Annotated in this window: 23 protein-coding genes; 14 read left to right on the top strand and 9 right to left on the bottom strand. The window is 37.4% G+C overall.

Annotated elements, in window-relative coordinates:
• Nucleotides 1–36: 36 nt before the first annotated feature.
• Nucleotides 37–2643, bottom strand: a complete 2607-nt coding sequence (gene clpB, locus AB1284_RS04120; protein WP_429751435.1) for an ATP-dependent chaperone ClpB — start codon at nt 2641–2643, stop codon at nt 37–39.
• Between the two features lie 164 nt (nt 2644–2807).
• Nucleotides 2808–2987: a YjzC family protein gene (locus tag AB1284_RS04115; RefSeq protein ID WP_429751437.1), complete on the bottom strand. Its 180-nt coding sequence runs from the start codon at nt 2985–2987 to the stop codon at nt 2808–2810.
• 398 nt (nt 2988–3385) lie between these two features.
• Here AB1284_RS04115 and AB1284_RS04110 point away from each other — a divergent pair, with 398 nt between their 5' ends.
• The 3 genes from AB1284_RS04110 (at nt 3386) to AB1284_RS04100 (ending at nt 4631) form a co-directional block, all read left to right on the top strand.
• Nucleotides 3386–4195, top strand: coding sequence for a Cof-type HAD-IIB family hydrolase (locus AB1284_RS04110; protein ID WP_429751439.1), 810 nt, complete (start codon nt 3386–3388; stop codon nt 4193–4195).
• A 98-nt stretch (nt 4196–4293) separates the two neighbouring features.
• Entirely contained in the window at nt 4294–4434 is a 141-nt protein-coding gene (locus AB1284_RS04105; RefSeq protein ID WP_020059838.1) for a hypothetical protein, read from the top strand.
• Nucleotides 4434–4631: a DUF3813 domain-containing protein gene (locus AB1284_RS04100; protein WP_429751441.1), complete on the top strand. Its 198-nt coding sequence runs from the start codon at nt 4434–4436 to the stop codon at nt 4629–4631. Before AB1284_RS04105 ends, AB1284_RS04100 begins: the two co-directional genes overlap by 1 nt.
• Nucleotides 4632–4696: 65 nt before the next feature.
• Here the strand turns inward: AB1284_RS04100 and AB1284_RS04095 are convergent, their stop codons facing one another.
• Nucleotides 4697–5554, bottom strand: a complete 858-nt coding sequence (locus AB1284_RS04095) for a YitT family protein (RefSeq protein WP_429751443.1) — start codon at nt 5552–5554, stop codon at nt 4697–4699.
• Nucleotides 5555–5652: 98 nt separating this feature from the next.
• Between AB1284_RS04095 and AB1284_RS04090 the strand changes: the two genes are divergently transcribed.
• Entirely contained in the window at nt 5653–5784 is a 132-nt protein-coding gene (locus AB1284_RS04090; protein ID WP_377882427.1) for a DUF3941 domain-containing protein, read from the top strand.
• A 129-nt stretch (nt 5785–5913) separates the two neighbouring features.
• Nucleotides 5914–6765, top strand: coding sequence for a peptidylprolyl isomerase PrsA (prsA, locus tag AB1284_RS04085; RefSeq protein WP_429751445.1), 852 nt, complete (start codon nt 5914–5916; stop codon nt 6763–6765).
• 40 nt (nt 6766–6805) lie between these two features.
• Here the strand turns inward: prsA and AB1284_RS04080 are convergent, their stop codons facing one another.
• A complete protein-coding gene (locus tag AB1284_RS04080) occupies nt 6806–7660 on the bottom strand; it encodes a CvfB family protein (protein ID WP_429751447.1) in 855 nt (284 codons plus the stop codon).
• A gap of 403 nt (nt 7661–8063) precedes the next feature.
• Here AB1284_RS04080 and AB1284_RS04075 point away from each other — a divergent pair, with 403 nt between their 5' ends.
• The gene (locus AB1284_RS04075; RefSeq protein WP_429751449.1) at nt 8064–8555 is read left to right on the top strand and encodes a YajQ family cyclic di-GMP-binding protein; all 492 of its coding nucleotides are present in this window, start codon (nt 8064–8066) and stop codon (nt 8553–8555) included.
• A gap of 22 nt (nt 8556–8577) precedes the next feature.
• On the opposite strand, the gene AB1284_RS04070 is transcribed toward AB1284_RS04075, so the two are convergent.
• On the bottom strand, nt 8578–9870 hold the full coding sequence (locus tag AB1284_RS04070; RefSeq protein WP_429754356.1) for an alpha-amylase family glycosyl hydrolase: 1293 nt from the start codon (nt 9868–9870) through the stop codon (nt 8578–8580).
• 278 nt (nt 9871–10148) lie between these two features.
• Between AB1284_RS04070 and AB1284_RS04065 the strand changes: the two genes are divergently transcribed.
• The 6 genes from AB1284_RS04065 (at nt 10149) to AB1284_RS04040 (ending at nt 15663) form a co-directional block, all read left to right on the top strand.
• On the top strand, nt 10149–11435 hold the full coding sequence (locus AB1284_RS04065; protein ID WP_429751451.1) for an ammonium transporter: 1287 nt from the start codon (nt 10149–10151) through the stop codon (nt 11433–11435).
• A gap of 431 nt (nt 11436–11866) precedes the next feature.
• On the top strand, nt 11867–12091 hold the full coding sequence (locus AB1284_RS04060; protein ID WP_429751453.1) for a hypothetical protein: 225 nt from the start codon (nt 11867–11869) through the stop codon (nt 12089–12091).
• 347 nt (nt 12092–12438) lie between these two features.
• The gene (locus tag AB1284_RS04055) at nt 12439–12699 is read left to right on the top strand and encodes a DUF3947 family protein (RefSeq protein WP_429751455.1); all 261 of its coding nucleotides are present in this window, start codon (nt 12439–12441) and stop codon (nt 12697–12699) included.
• Nucleotides 12700–13155: 456 nt separating this feature from the next.
• The gene (locus tag AB1284_RS04050; RefSeq protein ID WP_429751457.1) at nt 13156–14106 is read left to right on the top strand and encodes a metal ABC transporter substrate-binding protein; all 951 of its coding nucleotides are present in this window, start codon (nt 13156–13158) and stop codon (nt 14104–14106) included.
• Nucleotides 14107–14185: 79 nt separating this feature from the next.
• On the top strand, nt 14186–14893 hold the full coding sequence (locus AB1284_RS04045; RefSeq protein WP_429751459.1) for a metal ABC transporter ATP-binding protein: 708 nt from the start codon (nt 14186–14188) through the stop codon (nt 14891–14893).
• Nucleotides 14839–15663: a metal ABC transporter permease gene (locus AB1284_RS04040; RefSeq protein ID WP_429751461.1), complete on the top strand. Its 825-nt coding sequence runs from the start codon at nt 14839–14841 to the stop codon at nt 15661–15663. The genes AB1284_RS04045 and AB1284_RS04040 overlap by 55 nt, the downstream gene beginning before the upstream one ends.
• Nucleotides 15664–15779: 116 nt before the next feature.
• On the opposite strand, the gene asnB is transcribed toward AB1284_RS04040, so the two are convergent.
• Nucleotides 15780–17627 (bottom strand): asparagine synthase (glutamine-hydrolyzing), encoded by a 1848-nt coding sequence (gene asnB / locus AB1284_RS04035; protein WP_429751463.1) that lies wholly within the window; start codon nt 17625–17627, stop codon nt 15780–15782.
• Nucleotides 17628–17768: 141 nt separating this feature from the next.
• Here asnB and AB1284_RS04030 point away from each other — a divergent pair, with 141 nt between their 5' ends.
• A complete protein-coding gene (locus AB1284_RS04030; RefSeq protein ID WP_429751465.1) occupies nt 17769–18320 on the top strand; it encodes a DUF2777 domain-containing protein in 552 nt (183 codons plus the stop codon).
• Nucleotides 18321–18395: 75 nt separating this feature from the next.
• Here the strand turns inward: AB1284_RS04030 and AB1284_RS04025 are convergent, their stop codons facing one another.
• Nucleotides 18396–18749, bottom strand: a complete 354-nt coding sequence (locus AB1284_RS04025) for a YisL family protein (RefSeq protein WP_429751467.1) — start codon at nt 18747–18749, stop codon at nt 18396–18398.
• Between the two features lie 151 nt (nt 18750–18900).
• Between AB1284_RS04025 and AB1284_RS04020 the strand changes: the two genes are divergently transcribed.
• Nucleotides 18901–20091, top strand: coding sequence for an ornithine--oxo-acid transaminase (locus AB1284_RS04020; RefSeq protein ID WP_429751469.1), 1191 nt, complete (start codon nt 18901–18903; stop codon nt 20089–20091).
• Between the two features lie 16 nt (nt 20092–20107).
• Here the strand turns inward: AB1284_RS04020 and AB1284_RS04015 are convergent, their stop codons facing one another.
• Together AB1284_RS04015 and AB1284_RS04010 are read right to left on the bottom strand one after the other, a co-directional pair.
• Nucleotides 20108–20617, bottom strand: a complete 510-nt coding sequence (locus tag AB1284_RS04015; RefSeq protein WP_429751471.1) for an HXXEE domain-containing protein — start codon at nt 20615–20617, stop codon at nt 20108–20110.
• The gene (locus AB1284_RS04010) at nt 20607–21506 is read right to left on the bottom strand and encodes a fumarylacetoacetate hydrolase family protein (RefSeq protein ID WP_429751473.1); all 900 of its coding nucleotides are present in this window, start codon (nt 21504–21506) and stop codon (nt 20607–20609) included. Before AB1284_RS04010 ends, AB1284_RS04015 begins: the two co-directional genes overlap by 11 nt.
• Nucleotides 21507–21521: the final 15 nt, after the last annotated feature.

Raw genomic sequence — 21521 nt, 5'->3', positions numbered from 1 at the left:
TCGCAAACAGTAAGACCCCACAGATAGGAGTTTACTTTATTGAACTTCTACAACTAACTCGTTATTGAATACATCAATTAATACATGACTATGATCTGTAATTGTACCCGCAATGAGTTCACGCGCTAACTTCGTTTCAATTTGACGCTGTACATAGCGCTTTAACGGACGTGCACCGTACATTGGATCGAATCCCGATTCTATAACAAACTCTTTTGCTGCATTTGTTAGTTCAACCGTAATATGACGGTCTGCTAAACGATTTTGCAGCTCTTTCACAATTTTATCGACAATACCTTTTATCTCATTTGTTGTGAGTGGTTTAAATAAAATAATTTCGTCTACTCGATTTAAAAACTCCGGACGGAAATGACCGCGAAGTTGTCCCATTACAAGATTTCTTGCTTCTTCTTGGATAGAACCATCTTCTCCTAATCCTTCTAGTAAATATTGCGATCCGATATTGGACGTCATAATAATGACTGTGTTTTTAAAATCCACTGTACGTCCTTGCGAGTCTGTAATACGTCCATCATCTAACATTTGCAGTAAAATATTAAACACTTCTGGGTGCGCTTTTTCAATTTCATCTAATAAAATAACAGAATATGGTTTACGGCGCACAGCTTCCGTTAATTGTCCACCTTCTTCATATCCAACATATCCAGGAGGCGCTCCGATTAAGCGGGATACTGCATGTTTTTCCATATACTCAGACATATCAATTCGAATGATTTGTTCTTCGCTATCAAATAATGACTGCGCCAATGTTTTCGCAAGTTCTGTTTTCCCAACGCCTGTAGGTCCTAAGAAAATGAATGAACCAATCGGACGATTTGGATCTTTAATACCAGCACGGGCACGTAATACCGCATCCGCCACAAGACCAACCGCTTCTTCTTGTCCGATGACACGCTCTGATAAAATTTGCTCTAAACGAAGCAGCTTTTCACGTTCTCCTTCTACGAGTTTTGCAACTGGAATTCCAGTCCAACGCGATACAATATTTGCAATTTCTTCTTCACTTACTTCTTCACGAAGAAGGCGATTATCTTGCTGTTTATTGGCATTTACTTCTTCCGCTGCTTTTAACTCCTTCTCTACAGCTGGAATTTTACCGTGACGAAGCTCTGCTGCCTTATTTAAATCGTAATTTCCTTCCGCTTCTTCTAACTCACGGCGCAAACGCTCTAGACTTTCACGTAAATCCCGTACTTTATGAATTTCTTCCTTCTCTTTTTGCCACTGCGCTCTCATTCCGCTCGCTTTTTCTTTTAAATCCGATAACTCACGCTGCAATGTTTGCAAACGCTCCTGACTTCCTCGGTCCGTTTCTTTACTAAGCGCAGCTTCTTCAATTTCTAATTGCATAATACGACGTGTTATTTCGTCCAGTTCTGTTGGCAAGGAGTCAATTTCTGTCCGAATCGTTGCACATGCTTCATCAACTAAATCAATTGCTTTATCTGGCAAAAAGCGATCGGAAATATATCGATCTGATAACATCGCCGCTGCGACAAGAGCACGGTCATGAATGTTAACACTATGATAAATTTCAAAGCGTTCTTTTAAACCGCGCAAAATAGAAATCGTATCTTCAACCGTTGGCTCTTCTGCTAATACTTGCTGGAAACGACGTTCTAATGCTGGATCTTTCTCAATATATTTCCGATATTCATCAAGTGTCGTCGCTCCGATACAATGCAGCTCCCCGCGCGCTAGCATCGGTTTCAGCATATTCCCGGCATCCATTGCTCCCTCTGTTTTTCCAGCACCCACAATGGTGTGAAGCTCGTCGATAAATAATAAAATCTTTCCTTCACTTTTTTTAATTTCATTTAAGACCGCCTGCAAACGCTCTTCAAATTCACCGCGGAATTTTGCACCTGCAACAAGAGCACTCATATCAAGCGCAAAAATCGTTTTATCCTTTAATCCTTCTGGTACATCTTTACGGACAATACGCTGTGCCAAGCCCTCTACAATTGCTGTTTTCCCAACACCAGGTTCACCAATTAATACAGGATTGTTTTTCGTTTTACGTGATAAAATGCGGATAACACGGCGAATTTCACTATCGCGCCCAATAACCGGATCAATTTTCCCTTGTCGTACTTCTGCTACTAAATCACGGCCATATTTTTGCAAGGCCTCATATGTTACTTCTGGATTTTGACTCGTCACTCTTTGATTCCCCCGAACTTCTGTTAATGCTTGTAATAACGCTTCTTTCGTAATACGAAGCGATGTAAACAGCTGACGTATATCGTTCGCTTTCTTTTCATCACAAAACACAAGAAGAATATGTTCTACTGAAATATAATCGTCTTGCAAATGCTTCGCTTCTTCTTCCGCTCTTACAAGCAGCCCTTGAAGCGCACTTGTAATATATACTTTCCCCACTTCAGCGCCGCCTCCGGTAACCGATGGCTTTTGCTTTAACAAACGTTCTACTCCTTGCATAAGCTGATCTATATTTACATTCATTTTTTGAAAAATACGGATTGCTAGTCCATCTTGCTGCTGAAGAAGCGCGTCTAAAAGATGTACAGTATCAATTTCTTGATGATGATGCTTCGTAGCAATTGATTGTGCACTCATAATCGCTTCTTGTGTTTTTGTTGTCATTCGATTTAAGTCCATTACAGCCACAGCTCCTTTACACTTTGACTTTTTTTGACCTTTGATTTGATTATACGACAAATTATGTATTTTATACAACAAAGAGGACCTTAAACACGATTGAATGTAAGAAATCCATTTCATTCTGTCATAATAAATCCCGCAGCTTATAACTGCGGGATTTATTACGGTTTTCTTTTATATGTCCATTGTCTGTTTTGGTTTTTAACTTCCGGAAATCTATCCCCAGCAGAAAGCTTTACCATTTGTGGATCTTTCACCATGCTTCCTGTTTCACCAATTTCAACATATATGCCGTCGTTTGGTGCTTTTTGACCAGCTCGGAATCGATGACTTTGTCCCATATTCATTCTCCTTCCATTCCATCATTGCATCTTTAGTATGTCCCATTTTAGAAAACCTTTTCTGTTATGTTTAGGAAACCGTACTCATATAATGAAATTACACATTTTAGCAGGAGATACATCAGTATATGTAGAAACAAAAAAAACTGGCCATAACGACCAGTGCCAAAGGAGAGTCAAACAACTTATTACGAGAAGATTACACTCTCATTATAAACACAATAATCTGTTCATTGTAACCCTTTTCACAAATTGTACAAAATGAAAGAAACATTATTCAAACTTTCAGAAAACAACTTGACTTTTCCATTTACCAGTGACAAATAGTAGACAGCACAAGAATGCAGGAATTAAGATGAATATGATATACAAAACTTTTTATAAAAGGTGAGAGGCGCATGAAAAAACAACATTTAATTGCATTAGATTTAGATGGTACTTTACTTACAGATCAAAAAATGATTTCAGCGCGTACAAAACAAACTATTGCAAAAGCAAAAGAACAAGGTCATATCGTAGTTATTTCAACCGGTCGTCCATTTCGTGCGAGTCATGCATATTATAAAGAACTTGGATTGAACACACCGATTGTAAATTTCAATGGTGCATACGTCCATCACCCACTTGATAGAAATTGGGGAACACATCACTCTCCGCTTGAGCTTGCTACCGCGCAAGAAATCGTTCGCGCATGTATGGATTTTGGTGTAGAAAATATTTACGCGGAAGTTATTGATGATGTATATGTGAAACAAATTGATTCAGATAAAAAACATATTTTCGAATTTGGATCACCTAAAATTTTCACAGGTGATTTACTCGATATTTTACAAGAACATCCTACATGTTTATTAATCGATGCACACGAATCAAAATCAGATTCCATCCGCCAACATTTGACAGATATGCATGCAGAAGTTATCGATCACCGCAAATGGGGCGCTCCTTGGCCGATTATTGAAATTGTAAAAAGCGGGTTAAATAAAGCAATTGGCTTACAAAAAATTTCAAGTTACTATAATATTCCAAAAGAACATATCATCGCATTTGGCGATGAAGACAATGATTTTGAAATGATTGAATTCGCCGGACACGGAATCGCAATGGGGAACGCCATTCCAGAGTTAAAATCATTAGCAAATCACGTAACATTAACAAATGAAGAAGATGGAATTGCTCTTTATTTAGAGGAGGTACTTGGATTGTAAGGCGAAAATTCCCTGCTTATAGTATGACGCCAAGCGCACATACTATAGGAGACACAGCAAATGTGTCAATGCTTTTCTGCTAAAAGGGGGAATTACGAATGGGCAAAAAGAATAAGTCAAAACGTTTCGTACAACAAGGGGCAGATTCTGTTATGCAGCATGACGCAAGATTCCCATACCGTGGTACATTAGCTGAAGCAGAAAAAGAACGAAATAACTCTTCTCTTGGAGGGTTCTAATGGGTAACTTACTGTTCCAACAAGCACGAGATGCTGTTTCACAAGCTGTATCTTGTTCAAACCATAGCGAACAACAAGCACTTGTTGCTAAAGCGAAAAATGCTTTGCTGTCCGCTTATACCAATTCTTCTACTGCCGAAAAAGTACAATTACACGAAATGCAAGATGAACTTCAAAGTATTTCAACAGCTGAGTAAAACTTAGCAAAGCAACTCCGACTAGATGAATGAATAAAAGAGGACCACATATGGTCCTCTTTTATTCATTCTTTACGGAACAATCCAAACACTCCAACCGTTTGGATAACATTCGTGAATGCACCTGGATCTACTTTTTTTATAACCCTTTCTAATTCGTAAAGTTCGTAGCGAGTAATAACAATCATTAGCATTTCTTTATTTTCATTCGTAAACCCACCTATCGCTGGAATGGTTGTAATTCCGCGAACTAACCGTTCATGAATTGCCTTTCGCACCGCTCCCCCATTTTTCGTTACAATAAATGCAGTAATTTTCACATGGCGCGTATGTATGGCATCAATAATACGTGAAGATACATATAATGTCACTAGCGTATAGAGCGCCTTTTCCCAGCCATATAAATAACCGGCAGCTATAATAATGATAGCATTAAAAAAGAAAAAATACGTTCCAACTGGCTTATCTTTTACTCTAGATAAAATCATCGCAATGATATCTAGACCGCCAGTTGAAGCTCCCCACTTCAAAGCAATCCCTACCCCTAATGCAGAAATGATTCCTCCAAAAATAGCATTTAAAATGATATCGTGAGAGATTGCTTTTACTGGCACTATTTCTAAAAACAGCGTCATAAATACAACACTTAAAAAACTAAATATAGTAAATGACTTCCCTACTTTTTTCCACGCTAAAATAACAACTGGGATATTGAATAAGCTAAAAAGAACTCCTGTCGAAATATGAATTGACATAAAATCCGCTAACACTTGCGAGAGTAATTGTGACAATCCAGCGAAACCACTCGCATACACTTTCGCTGGTGTTAAAAATAAGTTCATCCCCATTGCATTCAACAAACCAGCAACGATAACAACGACTAATTTTTTTACAAGTTCACCATAGTTTAGCTTTAAATCCATATCTCCTAGCCCACCTTTATATGAATTGCATTGTATACATAGTCTTAACGAAAACGGAAATGATAAACGTACAACTGTTACGAAGGGAGTTGAACCATATGCCTCACACAAGCGACAACGACAAAAAAGCGCGTGATAACAATGCAAAACGCACGCAAAAAAATGAAGAACAGCAAAAAAATATACAACAAGGAAAATACGCTTACTCCAAAAAGACTGATCATCTATGAAATAACCCCTCGTCGTACATCAACATTTTCGTTGATGTACTTTTTTATGCAAAAAACCATCTCAAATTCACATCATGTTCACTTCCGTTTTCTACAATAGTAATAACGATTTTTGGATGAGGTGTTTACATGAAACGAAGACAATTATTTATCGCTGCAGCCACGCTCGGGACATTAATGTTATCTGCATGCGATCCAAAGGAAAGTTCTGATCCAATCGCAACTTCAACGGCTGGTACGGTAACAAAAGGAGAATTTGATCAAGCATTAAAAGAACGTTTCGGAAAAGATATGCTTTATGAAATGATGGCACAAGACATTATGATAAAAAAATATAAAGTGTCCGATGAGGAAGTTGATAAGGAATTTAAAAAAGTAAAAGATCAAGCCGGTGATAATTTTAAAACATTTCTCGAAAGCAATCGGATGAAAGACGAAGAAGACTTAAAAAAACAAATTCGTTCAAGCTTGTCCATCGACAAAGCAATTAAAGAAACAGTAACAGAAAAAGACATAAAAGCACGCTATAAACCAGACATTAGAGCTAGCCAGATTTTGGTAAACGACGAACAAACAGCTAACGACATAAAAAAACAACTGAACAGCGGAGCATCATTTGAAGAATTAGCAAAACAATATTCCGAAGATACGGTTTCAAAAGCAAACGGCGGAGATTTAGGTTACTTCAGTCCAGGAAAAATGGTACCCGAATTTGAAGAAGCCGCTTATAAATTAAATGTCGGTGAAATTAGCGATCCTGTAAAATCATCAAAGGGCTACCATATTATTAAATTAACAGATAAAAAACCATTAAAACCATATGATGAAGTAAAAGATTCTATTCGTAAAACGATTGAAAACGAACGTATACAAGATAATACGTGGCGCCAAAAAGTATTAACAGACGAATTAAAGAAAGCAAATATCAAAGTAAAAGATAGTGACTTAAAAGATACATTTACACATTCTCTACAATCATGAAAACAGCCGAACAAATGTAATTTGTTCGGCTGTTTCCTCATTATTTTTTAAAGTATGTCCAACCTTCTTCTTGATAAATCTTTTCTTCTTTCATCAATTTACCAAGAGCACGTTTGAAGGCTGCTTTACTCATGTTAAAGCGCTCTTGAATATCTTCCGGATAACTCTTATCCCAAAATGGCATTGCACCGCCGCGGCTTTCCATATACTCATAAATAACCGCTGCATCATCTTCCATTCCTTCTTGTTTACGAGGAAGAAGAGAAATGTTAATCGTTCCATCTTCTTTCACATCAATAATACGTCCTGTTACGCGCTCTCCAATACGCACTTGCTCTTTACGCTCAGAATGGTGTAAGAATGCACGGAAATGTTCATCCGTTAATACAAATGATCCTACTTGCAAAGAACGGTACACTCGACCGTTTATATTTTTATTGAGCATAGATGGCGTTGCGTCTACTACAATTTCTTGCATATCTGAATCCCTTGCCGGAAGAGCAATAAGACGACCACGATTCGTTAATTTTAATGTACAGTATAATTCATCGCCCTCTTCCGGCCAAACCGGCGTATAAATCGGAAACTCATCAGCTGGAATTAATATATCTTTTGAAACACCAATATCAACAAACACACCTAGACGAGGCTTTACTTCCACAACTTTAACCCAGTTCCAATCATTTGTTGTAATAAGCGGTGTCTTCATTGTTGCAGCAATTCGTTCTTGGTGATCAAGGTATAAAAACACTTCAATTGTGTCGCCTTCTGCAATCTCTCCAGCTACTTCATTTTTATGTAAAAACACTTCATTTTCTTCGTAACCGACCATATACCCAATTTCTGTTTCGCGTAAAACTGTTACTTGTTCAATCGCTCCTGGTTGTAGCTTCATATTTTAAATTCCCTTCTCTATATAAAATTTATCTTATTCTAACGGGTAGTATCCTTATTGTTTCTTCATGTAAAAACAGCTCATATAACTAAATTAACATAACTGACTATCAGTGGGAATGCCCCCACCGATGGAAGTTTTACTTTATTTTTTTATCATTCCAAACAAAGTTTCATTATACACGTTTTTTCCTTTATTTGTCCAACACGCCAAAATTAACTATAATAAGGTGAGACTTTAATCGGTAAGGGAGTCTCTCTCACTGATTATTAGTCGAACCAATTAGGCCTTTATAGGCTGATAATTCCCTATCCAACTCATGTATTTTTCGCTATACTTTAATCTGGACATTACTGCCGTTAAGGCGGGGGAAGAATTAGAATTTAATTTGGAGGTGCTTACTATGGCAAAAGATAGTTCTTTTGATATCGTTTCAAAAGTAGAATTTCCAGAAGTAACAAATGCTATTAACATCGCGTTAAAAGAAATTCAAAATCGTTATGACTTTAAAGGAAGCAAAAGTGATATTAAATTAGAAAAAGAGGAAATCGTTTTAACTTCTGATGATGAGTATAAACTTGATCAAGTAAAAGACGTTCTTATTTCAAAATTAATTAAACGTGAAGTTCCTATTAAAAACTTAGATTACGGAAAAGTTGAAAGCGCTTCTGGCGGTACAGTTCGCCAACGTGCAAAGTTACAACAAGGCATTGACAAAGAAAACGCTAAAAAAATCAATAACATTATTAAAGAATTAAAATTAAAAGTAAAAACGCAAGTACAAGACGATCAAGTTCGCGTAACGGGTAAAAGCCGAGATGACTTACAAGCAGTTATCGCAGCTGTGCGCGGTGCTGACTTATCAATCGACGTACAATTTATCAACTATCGATAATCATACATAAAAAATCCTCTAATTAAGAGGATTTTTTTCGTTTCTTTACTAATACAATAAAAATCATGAACAATAAATAAACGCAAACTAGTGCCAAAATAAACGACCAGTTCCACCCGGTTTTTTCTGCAAGCGCATATACGTTAGCCGTTTCTCTTTTCATCACAAGATAATATTCTCCGTTTTCTTCTCGTACCATATCATCTTCTAATAACCCGCGCAGTTCACGATTTTCTCCAAGTTCACTTGCAGCAAGCGTCACCTTTTGTGTTTTTGTTGTATTATTAATAGCAATAAATGTTGTTTCATCTTTATACATACGCTTTATAATACTCATGCCATCTTTATCATACAATAGTTCAAACGTTCCGTACCGAAGTGATGGTAATGTTTTTCGAAGTTCTCCTAGCCTCTCTATATACTGCAAAAACTTCTCATCCGTTTTAAAATCCATTAAACGGCGATTATCCGGTGTCTTCCCTCCATCTAGCGCAATTTCAGTACCATAGTATACAATCGGAACACCCGGTGATGTATATAAATAGACAAGTGCTAATTTCAAACGGGTCGGTGGATAATATTTATTTTCTTTTGCAATTCTAACAAAACGCTCCGTTTGACTATTATCTATAAACGTCCCTTCCATACGATCGCTGCCAATTTTCGTCACATGGTACAATGGCTTTACAGAAATATTCGGTTTTGCAAATGCCTCTGTAATACGCTGCTGATAAGCCTGATTAAATCCTCCTCCACTTTGCGTATCCTCTATTACAAAGAAATTTTGTTTCACACTCTGTACAGCTTTCATTACTTCACTCAGAAATTCCTTTGTAACACTCTCGGTATGTATCAGACGGTAACCATCTATATCCGTTTCCTTAATCCACCGTTTAGCACCTTCAATAGTGCTCGTTTCATCTTCATGATCCACTACAAATTCAAACATGACTTTCATATCTCGTTTATGTGCTTCTTGGACAAGTTGCTGCATGTCCTTCATCTTTCCAAAATGTTCATTCATTTTTGTTATATCAGTAGGATGGTAACCATCATAACCACTACTTTCAGTAGGCGGTGATAACAAAATAGAAGTAAAACCCATCTCTTTTATATAATCAAGTTTTTTTATAATCCCTTGTATATCTCCACCTTGATACGCCTCTAAATTATTCGTATTCATCCCCTGATCATTTCTTGGATCACCATTATTAAAACGATCAATCATAATAGAATACACAATTTCATCTTGCCACTGCCTCGTTTCCTTCGCTGATACATGAATCGGTAATTGAAATAAAGATAACAGACACATAAAACATAAAAAATACTTTCCAAAATCCCTCTTCACATTGCTTCCCCCAAATTTTTAAATTATATGAAAAGTATAACAATTTATCTTTATCTCGTATACTCATGCATTTCGATTACACAAAAGCAATATTTTCCCTTACCTAAAGATTTCTCATGTTATATTTCCTTACATAAAAAATAAATTTTCCGAAAAATCTGTTGATTTATTTTTAAAAAATGAATATGATACTAAATATAACTTTTAATGTTAATTTATATAACATAACTGGAGGGGAAAAGATGAATATGGGAGATACAGTATTTCTTTTTTTATCTACGGTAATGGTAATGATTATGACACCCGGGCTTGCTTTGTTTTACGGAGGAATGGTTCGCAGCAAAAACGTACTTAGTACAACAATGCACAGTTATAGCGCAATGGCAATCGTGTCCATTCAATGGATTTTCATCGGTTACTCTTTAGCATTCGGGCCGGATTGGAATGGACTTATAGGTAATTTTGATTGGTTCGGACTACAACATGTTACTTCCACACCAAATGAAGCCTACAGCGCTACAATTCCACATAACTTATTCATGATGTTTCAACTCATGTTTGCAATTTTAACTCCCGCTTTAATTTCTGGTGCATTCGCAGAACGAATGCGATTTTCTGCCTTTCTTATTTTCATCTTGCTTTGGACGACACTTGTATACGATCCTGTTGCCCACTGGGTTTGGGGCGTAGGGGGATGGCTTCGAGAACTCGGAGCACTCGATTTTGCAGGAGGAAATGTTGTTCATATTACATCCGGTGTAGCAGGTCTTGTATTAGCTATTTTCCTCGGAAAACGCAAAGATGCCCACGACTCTTCACCTCATCACTTACCATTCACAATTTTAGGTGCAGGATTATTATGGTTTGGTTGGTTCGGCTTTAACGTCGGTAGCACATTAACCTTAAATGACGTCGCACTCACAGCTTTTATTAATACAAATACAGCTGCTGCAGCTGCTGCACTTACATGGATGCTTACGGAATGGCTCTTTCAAGCAAAACCAACTGTACTAGGTGCCGCTTGCGGAGCTATTTCTGGCCTCGTTGCAATTACACCAGCTTGCGGCTTTGTAACACCATTATCTGCCCTTATTATAGGTGCAATTGGCGGTGCTCTTTGCTTCGGAGCAATCTATTTCTTAAAACATAAACTCGGTTACGACGATGCACTCGATGCTTTCGGTTGCCACGGCATTGGTGGAACCTGGGGCGGCATTGCAACAGGATTATTCGCTACAAAATCCATTAACAGTGCAGGTGTAGATGGATTATTCTACGGAAATGCCGCACTTCTTTGGAAACAACTGCTCGCAATCGGAGCAACCTATGCTTTCACAGCCATAGCGACGTATGCAATTATTAAAGGTATTAGTTTATTCCTGCCTGTTCGCGCGCATGAACACGAAGAAAAAATGGGACTTGACCTTTCTCTTCACGGAGAAAGGGCGTATGAACAAGTCGAAACTCCACTTATTGGAGATATTTTAGACAGCAAGTTAAAACAAAGTGTTTACAATTCTCCAAAATAGGTCACGTTTAAACCAAATGACGAAAAGAGGATTTCATAACGAAATCCTCTTTTTTCTATGATTAGACCTAGATAGAAAAATTGACTCATGCCCACTAAGATAAAAACAAACCTTTCATACTCCTACTATTACTGCGCCTTTTTCTAAAATCAACAAAAGATATATAACGGTTAATATTCTCTTATATTAATAAAAAAATTATTTTTTACATTTGTAATGGATCCTAATCCATTTAGATTTTGAACAATGTTTTTAAAATTCTTCATTATATACTTCTTCAATTTACAACATTCGAATTTTTTGAAGTGGATTCATAAAATTATTTAACAGGTAATCTACCTAATTTAATTAAAGATACGCTCTTTCCCTAGATATCGGTCATAACATGTAACAAGGAATTCAACTACTACAAAGGAGCGCTATGAATTATTATGATGAATCCATTCTTTAACAACGCAAGGCCAGCGGGCATAGGTGCCGGCACATATGTTGGTGCACAACAGACACTTCATTCAATTCATCAAGTGCTGGCAACAGATCCTCTTTTTACACATGTCATACATCATCATGTTATACCTCATCACGTTGCATATCATCATGTTATATATCCAACTGAGCTCTCGACAATTCCGTTTGGTTCAATATATTATCTCTAAGGAAAGCTTTCGGCTTTCCTTTTTCTTTACATAAAATGAAACTTACATCAAGGGATCCTACTGCCAATTCATACGAGATAAAACTACTTAATAGGTAATGTGCCTGATTTAATTAAAGGTACGCTCTTTTCCTAGATACAGGTCATAACATATAAAGTGAAACTTTAATCAGTGGGGGGGTTTCTTCATCCCTCACTGATTATTAGTTAAACCAATCAGGCTTTTACGGGCAGTTTATCTCCCACCTATCTTCTTTGCTTCCGCTGAATTTTGAGGTAGGAGTATTACTGCCCGTTAACGCGGGATAAAGAGAATCCACCTACTAAAAAGGAGCTCTATGAAATATCATGATAAATCCATTCTTTAACAACACAAGGCAAGTAGGCACAGGCGCGGGCGCGGGCGCAGGTGCTGCCGTCACATTTAGTTCTGCCCAACAAACACTTCATGCAATTCATCAGGTGATGGCAGCAGATCCTCTTTTTACACATGTCGTACACCATTATGCTATGCCCCATTATATTTTGCATCCCCCTGTTATATCCCATCATGTCATATATCCAGCTGCTCTCTCGACAATTCCCTTTGGCTCAATATACTTTCTCTAAGGAAAGCCTTCTGCTTTCCTTTTTTCTTTACACAAATGAACTGGATATCCTATACATCTCATTATCAAAACTGACACAAAAAATATTTCATTTATCCATTAGTCGGTTCACCCTACTTGTCTCATCAAATAAGCCATTTCCTACAATACGAAAACTCTTCCTTACAATTCGTACAATATTTTTAAGAGGCAGTGTCAACATAGAGTATGTACCTATTACTATATACTTGCTATAATCTAAATCAAAACGATTTCGTTTTAGATAAACAAGATCATCACTCCTGTGACCATGAACATCACAATAAAATTAAAACTATTACAATCCAGGATATTCCTCCACTTTCTAGGAGACAATTTAAAAAGCGGTTAACCTCAGATGGTCGTATTCTTTTTGTAAATCGTAATTGCTATTATTTATATTAAGTTTCATATTTGTAAAAAGGAGAATGAGTACATCATGAAAAAATGGAAATTTGGTGCATTAGTAACTGCTTTAGCCCTTTCGACCGCTATTGCAGGCTGTTCTAAACAAAATGAGGCAAAAAGCAATACAAAACAAGACAAGTCTCTTAAGGTCGTAACAACATTTTACCCTATGTACGACTTTACTAAAAATGTGGTTGGCTCCAATGGAACAGTAGATGTGTTAATTCCTGCGGGGACAGAACCACACGATTTTGAACCCTCTCCAAAAGATATTGCTAAAATTGAAAGTGCCGATGTGTTTGTATACAACAGTGACTCCATGGAAACATGGGTACCTAAAGTACTAAAAAGCCTTGATAATAAAAACATAAAAGTGGTAGATGCAAGTAAGGGTATTTCACTTACGGAAGGAACCGCTGAGGATGAAAAAGATAAGCATACCGATAAGGGACAAGGACATCCACAGGATCCTCATGTATGGTTAGATCCAGTGTTAGCCCAAAAAGAAGTAGAAAATATTAAACAAGCAGTTATAGAAGCAGATCCAACTCATAAACAAGATTATGAAAAAAACACAGATCAATTTACTGCAAAGCTAAAAGATTTAGATAACCAATTTAGAACAACTCTCGGTAATGCAAAACATAAAGAATTCGTAACACAACATGCGGCATTTGGGTACTTAGCAAAAGAATATGGTCTTACTCAAGTTCCAATTGCTGGTCTTGCTCCTGATCAGGAACCAAGTCCAGCTAAATTAGCAGAACTTCAAAAGTATGTGAAGGACAACAATATTAAGATCATTTATTTTGAGGAAGTAGCTTCTCCAAAAATAGCAAAAACTCTCGCGGATGAAACGGGAGCAAAAACAGTTGTATTAAGTCCAATTGAAGGAATTACAAAAGAAGAACAAGCAAAAGGAAATGACTATATTAGCTATATGAAAAAGAACTTGGATGCACTAAAACAATCTATTATGTAATAGCAATAGTAGTGCGTTTTACAATCATGTAAAACGCACTTTTTCTACTTACACCTAAAGAAAGGAAAAGGCAGACTTCATGAAAATCATATCTATGAATCAGGTTCAATTTAAGTATGGAAATGAAACCATTTTAGAAGATATTTCTCTCGATATAAATAGTGGTGAATTTGTTACACTGACTGGGCCGAACGGAGCAGCAAAATCTACTCTGTTACGAATTATGTTAGGCTTATTAAAGCCCTGGAGAGGAACCGTAAACATCAGTAAAAAAAATGAACAAGGACAGAAACTTATCATTGGTTACGTCCCACAACAAGTTTCTTCCTTTAATGCAGGATTTCCAAGTACCGTGTTAGAGCTTGTACAATCTGGCCGTTTCCCTCGCGGAAAATGGTTTCGTTCACTTTCTAAAGAAGATCATGAGCATGTTAAGCAAGCGCTACTTGGCGTCGATATGTGGAAATTTCGCAGCAGCAAAATTGGAGAGTTATCAGGAGGACAAAAGCAACGCATTTGTATTGCTCGTGTCCTAGCTTCCGAACCAGACATTCTAGTTTTAGACGAACCCACTACCGGTATGGATTTTGAAAGTCGCAATCATTTTTATCAATTGATGAGACATCATGTCACAGAACATGGGCGAACGGTCATCATGGTTACACATGACTTGGATGATGTAAAACCGTATGCAGATCGAAACATTTATTTAGAAAGAAAGGAGAACACACAATGGAGATGCTTCACTTTGGGTTCATGCAGCGAGCATTTTGGGCAGGCGGATTAATTGCCATGATAGCTCCCATATTAGGAATGTTTTTGATTTTAAGACGCCAATCTTTAATGGCTGATACCCTTTCTCATATTTCGTTAGCTGGAGTAGCACTTGGTCTAACGCTTCATTCCAATGTTAATGTAGTTACGATTATCGTCATTATTATTGGTGCATTAGGAATTGAATATATGAGAAATACTTATCGTACGTATTCAGAAGTATCCGTAGCTATCCTTATGGCAGCTGGATTATCCTTAGCTCTCGTCCTAATGAGTTTAAATCAAGGCGGTATTTCAACGAATGTAGAACAATATCTGTTTGGATCTATTATCACAATTAGCCAAGAACAGCTTCGTTTCTTAGTAGTAGTTTGTATCTTGGTAGGAATCTATTATCTAGTGTTTCAACGCCCTATGTACGTACTGACGTTTGATGAAGATACAGCCTTTACAAGCGGACTACCTACAAAATGGCTCTCCTTGTCCTTTAGCGTATTAACAGGGCTAACCATTTCCGTTATGATGCCTATTATAGGTGCATTGCTTGTATCAGCGCTTATGATATTACCAGCTGCTATTGCGATGCGTCTGGTAAAAGGATTCAAAGTAGCTATTCTATCTAGTATGGCAATAGGTGTCATTAGTATGTTTTTAGGACTCACGTCGTCATATAAATTAGGGACACCGCCCGGGGCAACTATTACACTTGTCCTTGTATTATTTTTACTTTGCGGCTTGTGCATTCAATGGGTTTGGAAATATATTCGTTTTAATCGCGCATAAAGTGAGAGATATTACAATCTGTCACGTATTGTCTTAACGACAACAGAAGCAGAACAGCTCCCAAAATACACTTATTAAAACTGAGGGTCATAGCTTACATGCTATGACCCTCAGTTCTATTCTTTAATATTTATATTATACTCCTTAAACCAAACATGAATTTGCCCTAAATGTGCCAACAGCTGCGGCCCCGTCATTAATTGCCCGAACCACGGCGTTTGAAATGCACTGCCCCCTGATTCAATTAACCCATGCAACTGCTCGTTATCAAATAATTCATGGAGAATGGACTGTTTATCCGTTAACAACTCTTGCAGCCATGAAGTAACTGCCTTCGTATAATACGGATTATGCGTTTTCGGATATGGACTTTTCTTTCTATACAACACATCATCTGGCAATACACCTTCTAGTGCCTTACGTAATAGACCTTTTTCGCGTTTTTTATACATTTTCATTTCCCACGGAATATTCCACGCATATTCGACAAGACGATGATCAGCAAATGGTACACGCACTTCTAAACTAGCTCCCATGCTCATTCGATCTTTTCGATCAAGAAGGGTCGTCATGAACCAAATCATATTTAAATAAAATAATTGCCTTCTTTTTGCATCAAGTATGCTTTCCCCTTCTAACGCAGGTGTTTCGCGCACAGATTCTTCATAACGATACTGTACATACTCTTGTAATTTTAGTTTTTTACGCCATTCTTTTTTTAGCAATTGTTCGCGCGCTTCTGTTGATCGCATCCACGGAAACGCACTTGATTGTAAGTCATCTTCGCGGTAAAACCACGGATAACCACCAAAAATTTCATCGGCACATTCACCTGACAAACTTACAACAAAATCTTGTTTAATTTCTCGGCAAAACCAAAGCAGTGAGGAATCAATATCCGCCATCCCTGGCAAGTCTCGAACAAGCACGGCTTCTGTTAAATGCTCAGCTAAGCTTTCGTTCGAAATAACGCAGCGATGATGGATCGTATCAAATGTATTTGTCATTAACGTAATAAACGGAGCGTCTGAATTCGGCTGAAATGCATTCGATTTAAAATATTTTTCATTATCCTCATAATCAATCGAATACGTATGAAGCCTTCCTTTTCCTTCCCGTTCATACGCCATCGCTGCAAATGCAGTAATCGCACTGGAATCGACGCCTCCTGATAAAAATGTACATAACGGAACATCCGATACTAACTGCCTTGTAATCGCATCTTGCAATAGAAAACGAACTTGTTCTACTGTTTCTTCAAAATTATGTGTATGCTCTTTACTTACGACATTCCAATAACGCCAAACTTTTAAACCGTTTTTGGAAAACGTAAGCGCATGACCTGGACGCAATTCTTCAATTCCAGCAAATATACCATGCCCAGGGGTTCTGGACGGCCCCAATCCAAACACTTCCGCTAACCCTTCTGTCGTAACCTCCGCTTTGATATCTGGGTGAGCTAAAATCGCTTTTAATTCTGAGCCGAATAACAATCGCCCTACATCACATCTGTAAAATAATGGTTTCACTCCTAATCGATCGCGCGCAATAAAAACTTTTTCTTCTTCCGCATCCCATACAGCAAATGCATAAATACCGTTTAAATGCTCTACACATTGCTCTTTCCACTCTATATAGGCTGTTAATAATACTTCTGTATCTGAATGTCCCTGAAACGTATAGCCTCTTTTCCTTAATTCTTTTCGAATATCTTCTGTGTTATATAACTCTCCATTATAAGAAATGGTATAGCGTTCTTCTTTTTTCATCCGCGTCATCGGCTGTTTTCCGCCTTCTGGGTCGACAACAATTAACCGTTTATGCCCAAAAGCAACATGATTCCTAAGCCACACGTTCGTATCATCCGGCCCCCTCTTCGCGAGCGTTTCTGCCATCCTCGTTATTGTTTCTTTTTCTTCTGATAACACTTTTTTATACTCGACCCACCCCGTAATTCCACACATCCCAATCACCCTTTCTCATCTCATATCTGCAGTCTGTTTTTATTTTATGCCCAATTTCAATTCTATGTGCCTTGGTTATAAAGAAAGACCGAACTGTCTATAACAAGAGTAGAAACTTCTATAAAAAAGGAGGGCGCAGGAATGAAACAGCGTAAACATATTTTGTATAGCCAACCGCGTGCTCATACAATCGGAAATGTTGAATATATAAACGATGAATGGGTATTTTTCGATGAAGAAAGCGATGAAGCTTCTTTATTAGAAGATATGATTGAAGATGGATTTGAAGTTTTATATAACAATAATTGGTTACCTGCTCGTTTTTATGAGCACAATATTCTGCAAGTAGCAGATGAACATCATCCGTTGCAAAACGGCGAAACAATTCGTATCCGAAAAAAGTTAATGATAAGCTACCATGAGTGGCTAGAAGAACTTCCAGATTCATCTTTTTCACTTATAACGGAAATATTACAATCACTAGGTTATTCTTTATACGACTGTATATATTCCCATAATTTTTTGTCTTTCCAGCCAAAAGATCAGCCATGCGAAGGAGTTAATTTTCTCTTATTTGATAATGAAGAAATGATTTGTTCCCTTCATCACCATTATGTCCGTTATTCTACACATAATAAGGATATATTTAAAATTACAAAAGCAGATGGGGATGAACTGCATATTCACAATTAAGATTAAAATAAAAAAGAAGGGTGTCATCTAAAAGGTCAATTTCATCAACCTTTTAGGACACCCTTCTTTTTTACATTAAGCAAACGGTGAAAATCCTAGTGGTAATCGTAAACCAAGATATAACACAACTAACAACACAATAACAAATTGAGCCCAAAACGCTCCTGTCGCTTTTTGTTTACTTGTTTTCACAAGAACCATTTCCATCGCAGCAATTACCCAAATACCACCGAGCATTTTCATTCCATATAACATAGGCATCCAGTGAACGTCTTTGTAAATTAATAATCCTGTTGCAATAATTAAAATATACAGCAGACGAACTACCATGTGCATTGCTTTTGCTTGCTTTCCATTCTTATACATCGAATATGTTACAAAAAACAAAATAATCCCGAGCGACCATGCAGTAATATGCATATGTATCATATAAATCTCTCCTCCTCTTTTCCACACTTTTTCACTTTATATGATACCACGTTCATTTCTTTTCAGGAAACATTTAGCTTTTTTCGCGTTTAAATGATATAATATTTAGAGTATTTACAAACTTCTTGTAAAAGCAAAAGGGGGAACTAGCATGATTCAAACAAAAGACATTATTGAATTAACAGAAACATACGGAGCAAATAACTATCATCCACTACCAATCGTAATTGCGAAAGCAGAGGGTGTTTGGGTAGAAGACCCAGAAGGCAACCGTTATATGGACATGCTTAGTGCATATTCTGCTGTAAACCAAGGTCATCGTCATCCAAAAATTATTCAAGCACTTATCGACCAAGCTGGGCGTGTAACATTAACATCACGTGCATTCCATAGCGATCAATTAGGCCCTTGGTATGAAAAAGTAGCGAAATTAACTAATAAAGAAATGGTACTTCCAATGAATACAGGTGCTGAAGCTGTTGAAACCGCTATCAAAACAGCAAGACGCTGGGCATACGATGTGAAAAAAGTTGAAGAAAACAAAGCTGAGATTATTGTATGTGTTGATAACTTCCATGGCCGTACAATGGGTGCAGTATCCATGTCATCCAACGACGAATATAAACGCGGATTCGGCCCAATGCTTCCAGGTATCGTTGTTATTCCTTACGGCGACATTGAAGCATTAAAAGGAGCGATCACACCAAATACAGCTGCATTTATTTTAGAGCCAATCCAAGGCGAAGCTGGTATTAACATTCCACCAGCAGGTTACTTACAAGAAGCATACAATGTATGTAAAGAAGAAAATGTATTATTTGTTGCAGATGAAATTCAGACAGGCTTAGGCCGTACTGGAAAATTGTTCGCATGCGATTGGGACAATGTTATTCCTGATATGTATATCCTTGGAAAAGCATTAGGCGGCGGTGTGTTCCCAATTTCTTGCGTTGCTGCAAGCCGCGAAATTTTAGGTGTATTTGAGCCAGGTTCTCACGGTTCTACGTTTGGTGGTAACCCACTAGCTTGTGCGGTTTCTCTTGCTTCTCTAGATGTACTAGTAGAAGAAAACTTAACAGAGCGCTCTTTACAATTAGGAGAAAAGCTGTTAAATCAATTACGTGAAATTGACAATCCAATGATCACAGAAGTACGCGGAAGAGGTTTATTTATCGGAATCGAATTAAATGAACCAGCACGTCCTTACTGTGAAAAATTAAAAGCATCTGGCTTACTATGTAAAGAAACACATGAAAATGTAATCCGCATCGCTCCGCCTCTTGTTATCTCTGAAGAGGATTTACAGTGGGCGTTCGAAAAAATTAAAGCAGTATTATCTTAATAAAAAAGGTTGTCTCTTAAGAGACAACCTTTTTTATTAAGATAATTTTAACTATATACAATAAACCACCTATGACTGGAAACATTAACAATATCTCAATCATATATGATACCCACACAGACTTCCCTTTCCACCAACCAACTACATTTCCTCTCCAAAACAAAAACAATGAAAAAGGAATGATTAACAAGAAAGATGTACCAAGTCCAGGTACATCTCCTATCTTCAAGATTGCTCCTACAAGATGAACGATTCCATTCATAAAAATCATTGACTGGATGAACAGTACGGCATATAAAGTCATCTGCGTCAAAAACATATTATGTATAAACACAATCGTACATACAAAAACAGTTAGTATAAGTAATACTATTAAAAAATACTTCTGCTCTAATGCATTCTCTTCCATCTGAATGGGTTGTAAATACTTTATTTCTGGAAAGAAATAATACTCTTCTGCATTATGCAAAGCAAAAAAAGTAGGAATCAGCCAGAAATAAGGAGAGCGCGATATATTATTTGACATGATTACAGAGCGTTCCAACATGTTCAACTGTTATAACAACTTCATCACCAGCATGTAAAAAACGTGGTGGTTGAAATCCCTTTCCAACCCCCGCTGGTGTTCCAGTCGCAATAATATCTCCTGGCTCTAATGTCATTCCTTTACTTACAATTGATATAATTTCTTCAATCGAAAACATCATATTTGCCGTTGTAGAAGATTGACGTACTTCCCCGTTCACCTTCGTTTCAATATGAAGCGCATTCGGATTAGCAATCATTGAGTGATGCACAATAGCAGGTCCCATTGGACAAAACGTGTCAAAGCTTTTTCCAAGAAAAAATTGCTTATGCTTCTTTTGAATATCCCGAGCTGTAACATCATTTATAACTGTATAACCAAATACATGATCAAGGGCTTTTTCCTTCGGGATTTCCTTTCCACGCTTTCCAATCACAATGGCGAGCTCCCCCTCATAATCAAGTTCGCTCGTAGCATGCGGATGACTATTAATTTTATCACCATCACCAATTACAGTTGTTGGAGCCTTTGTAAAAATAATAATACTTTCCGGAACTGCTTCCGCTCCGTCCATTTCGATTGCATGCTCACGATAATTTTTTCCAACACAAAGAATATTTTTTCTTGGCCTTGGAACAGGAGCCAATAACTTAACTTCCGATAATGGATAATAGGCATCCTTGCAATTTGCTTTCGCCCATTCGACAATCTCAATTACTTTTGTAATAAAAGATTCTCCCTGGTCGATACACTCTAGCATTGTAATGGGAATCGTAACTTTTTCTCCTTTTTTCCTCTGTGCTTCTCTGACATGCAACACTGTTTGTGATGTGTCATCTACAACACCAACAAACACTTTTTCATCTGTTTTTACTGTCACAAACCGCATATTTCCACACCCCAT

It is taken from the genome of Bacillus sp. S2(2024) (assembly GCF_050474045.1).
Lineage (GTDB): Bacteria > Bacillota > Bacilli > Bacillales > Bacillaceae_G > Bacillus_A > Bacillus_A yunxiaonensis.
The sequence above is the reverse complement of the archived record's forward strand: the minus strand, read 5'-3'. Positions and strand labels throughout refer to the sequence as shown.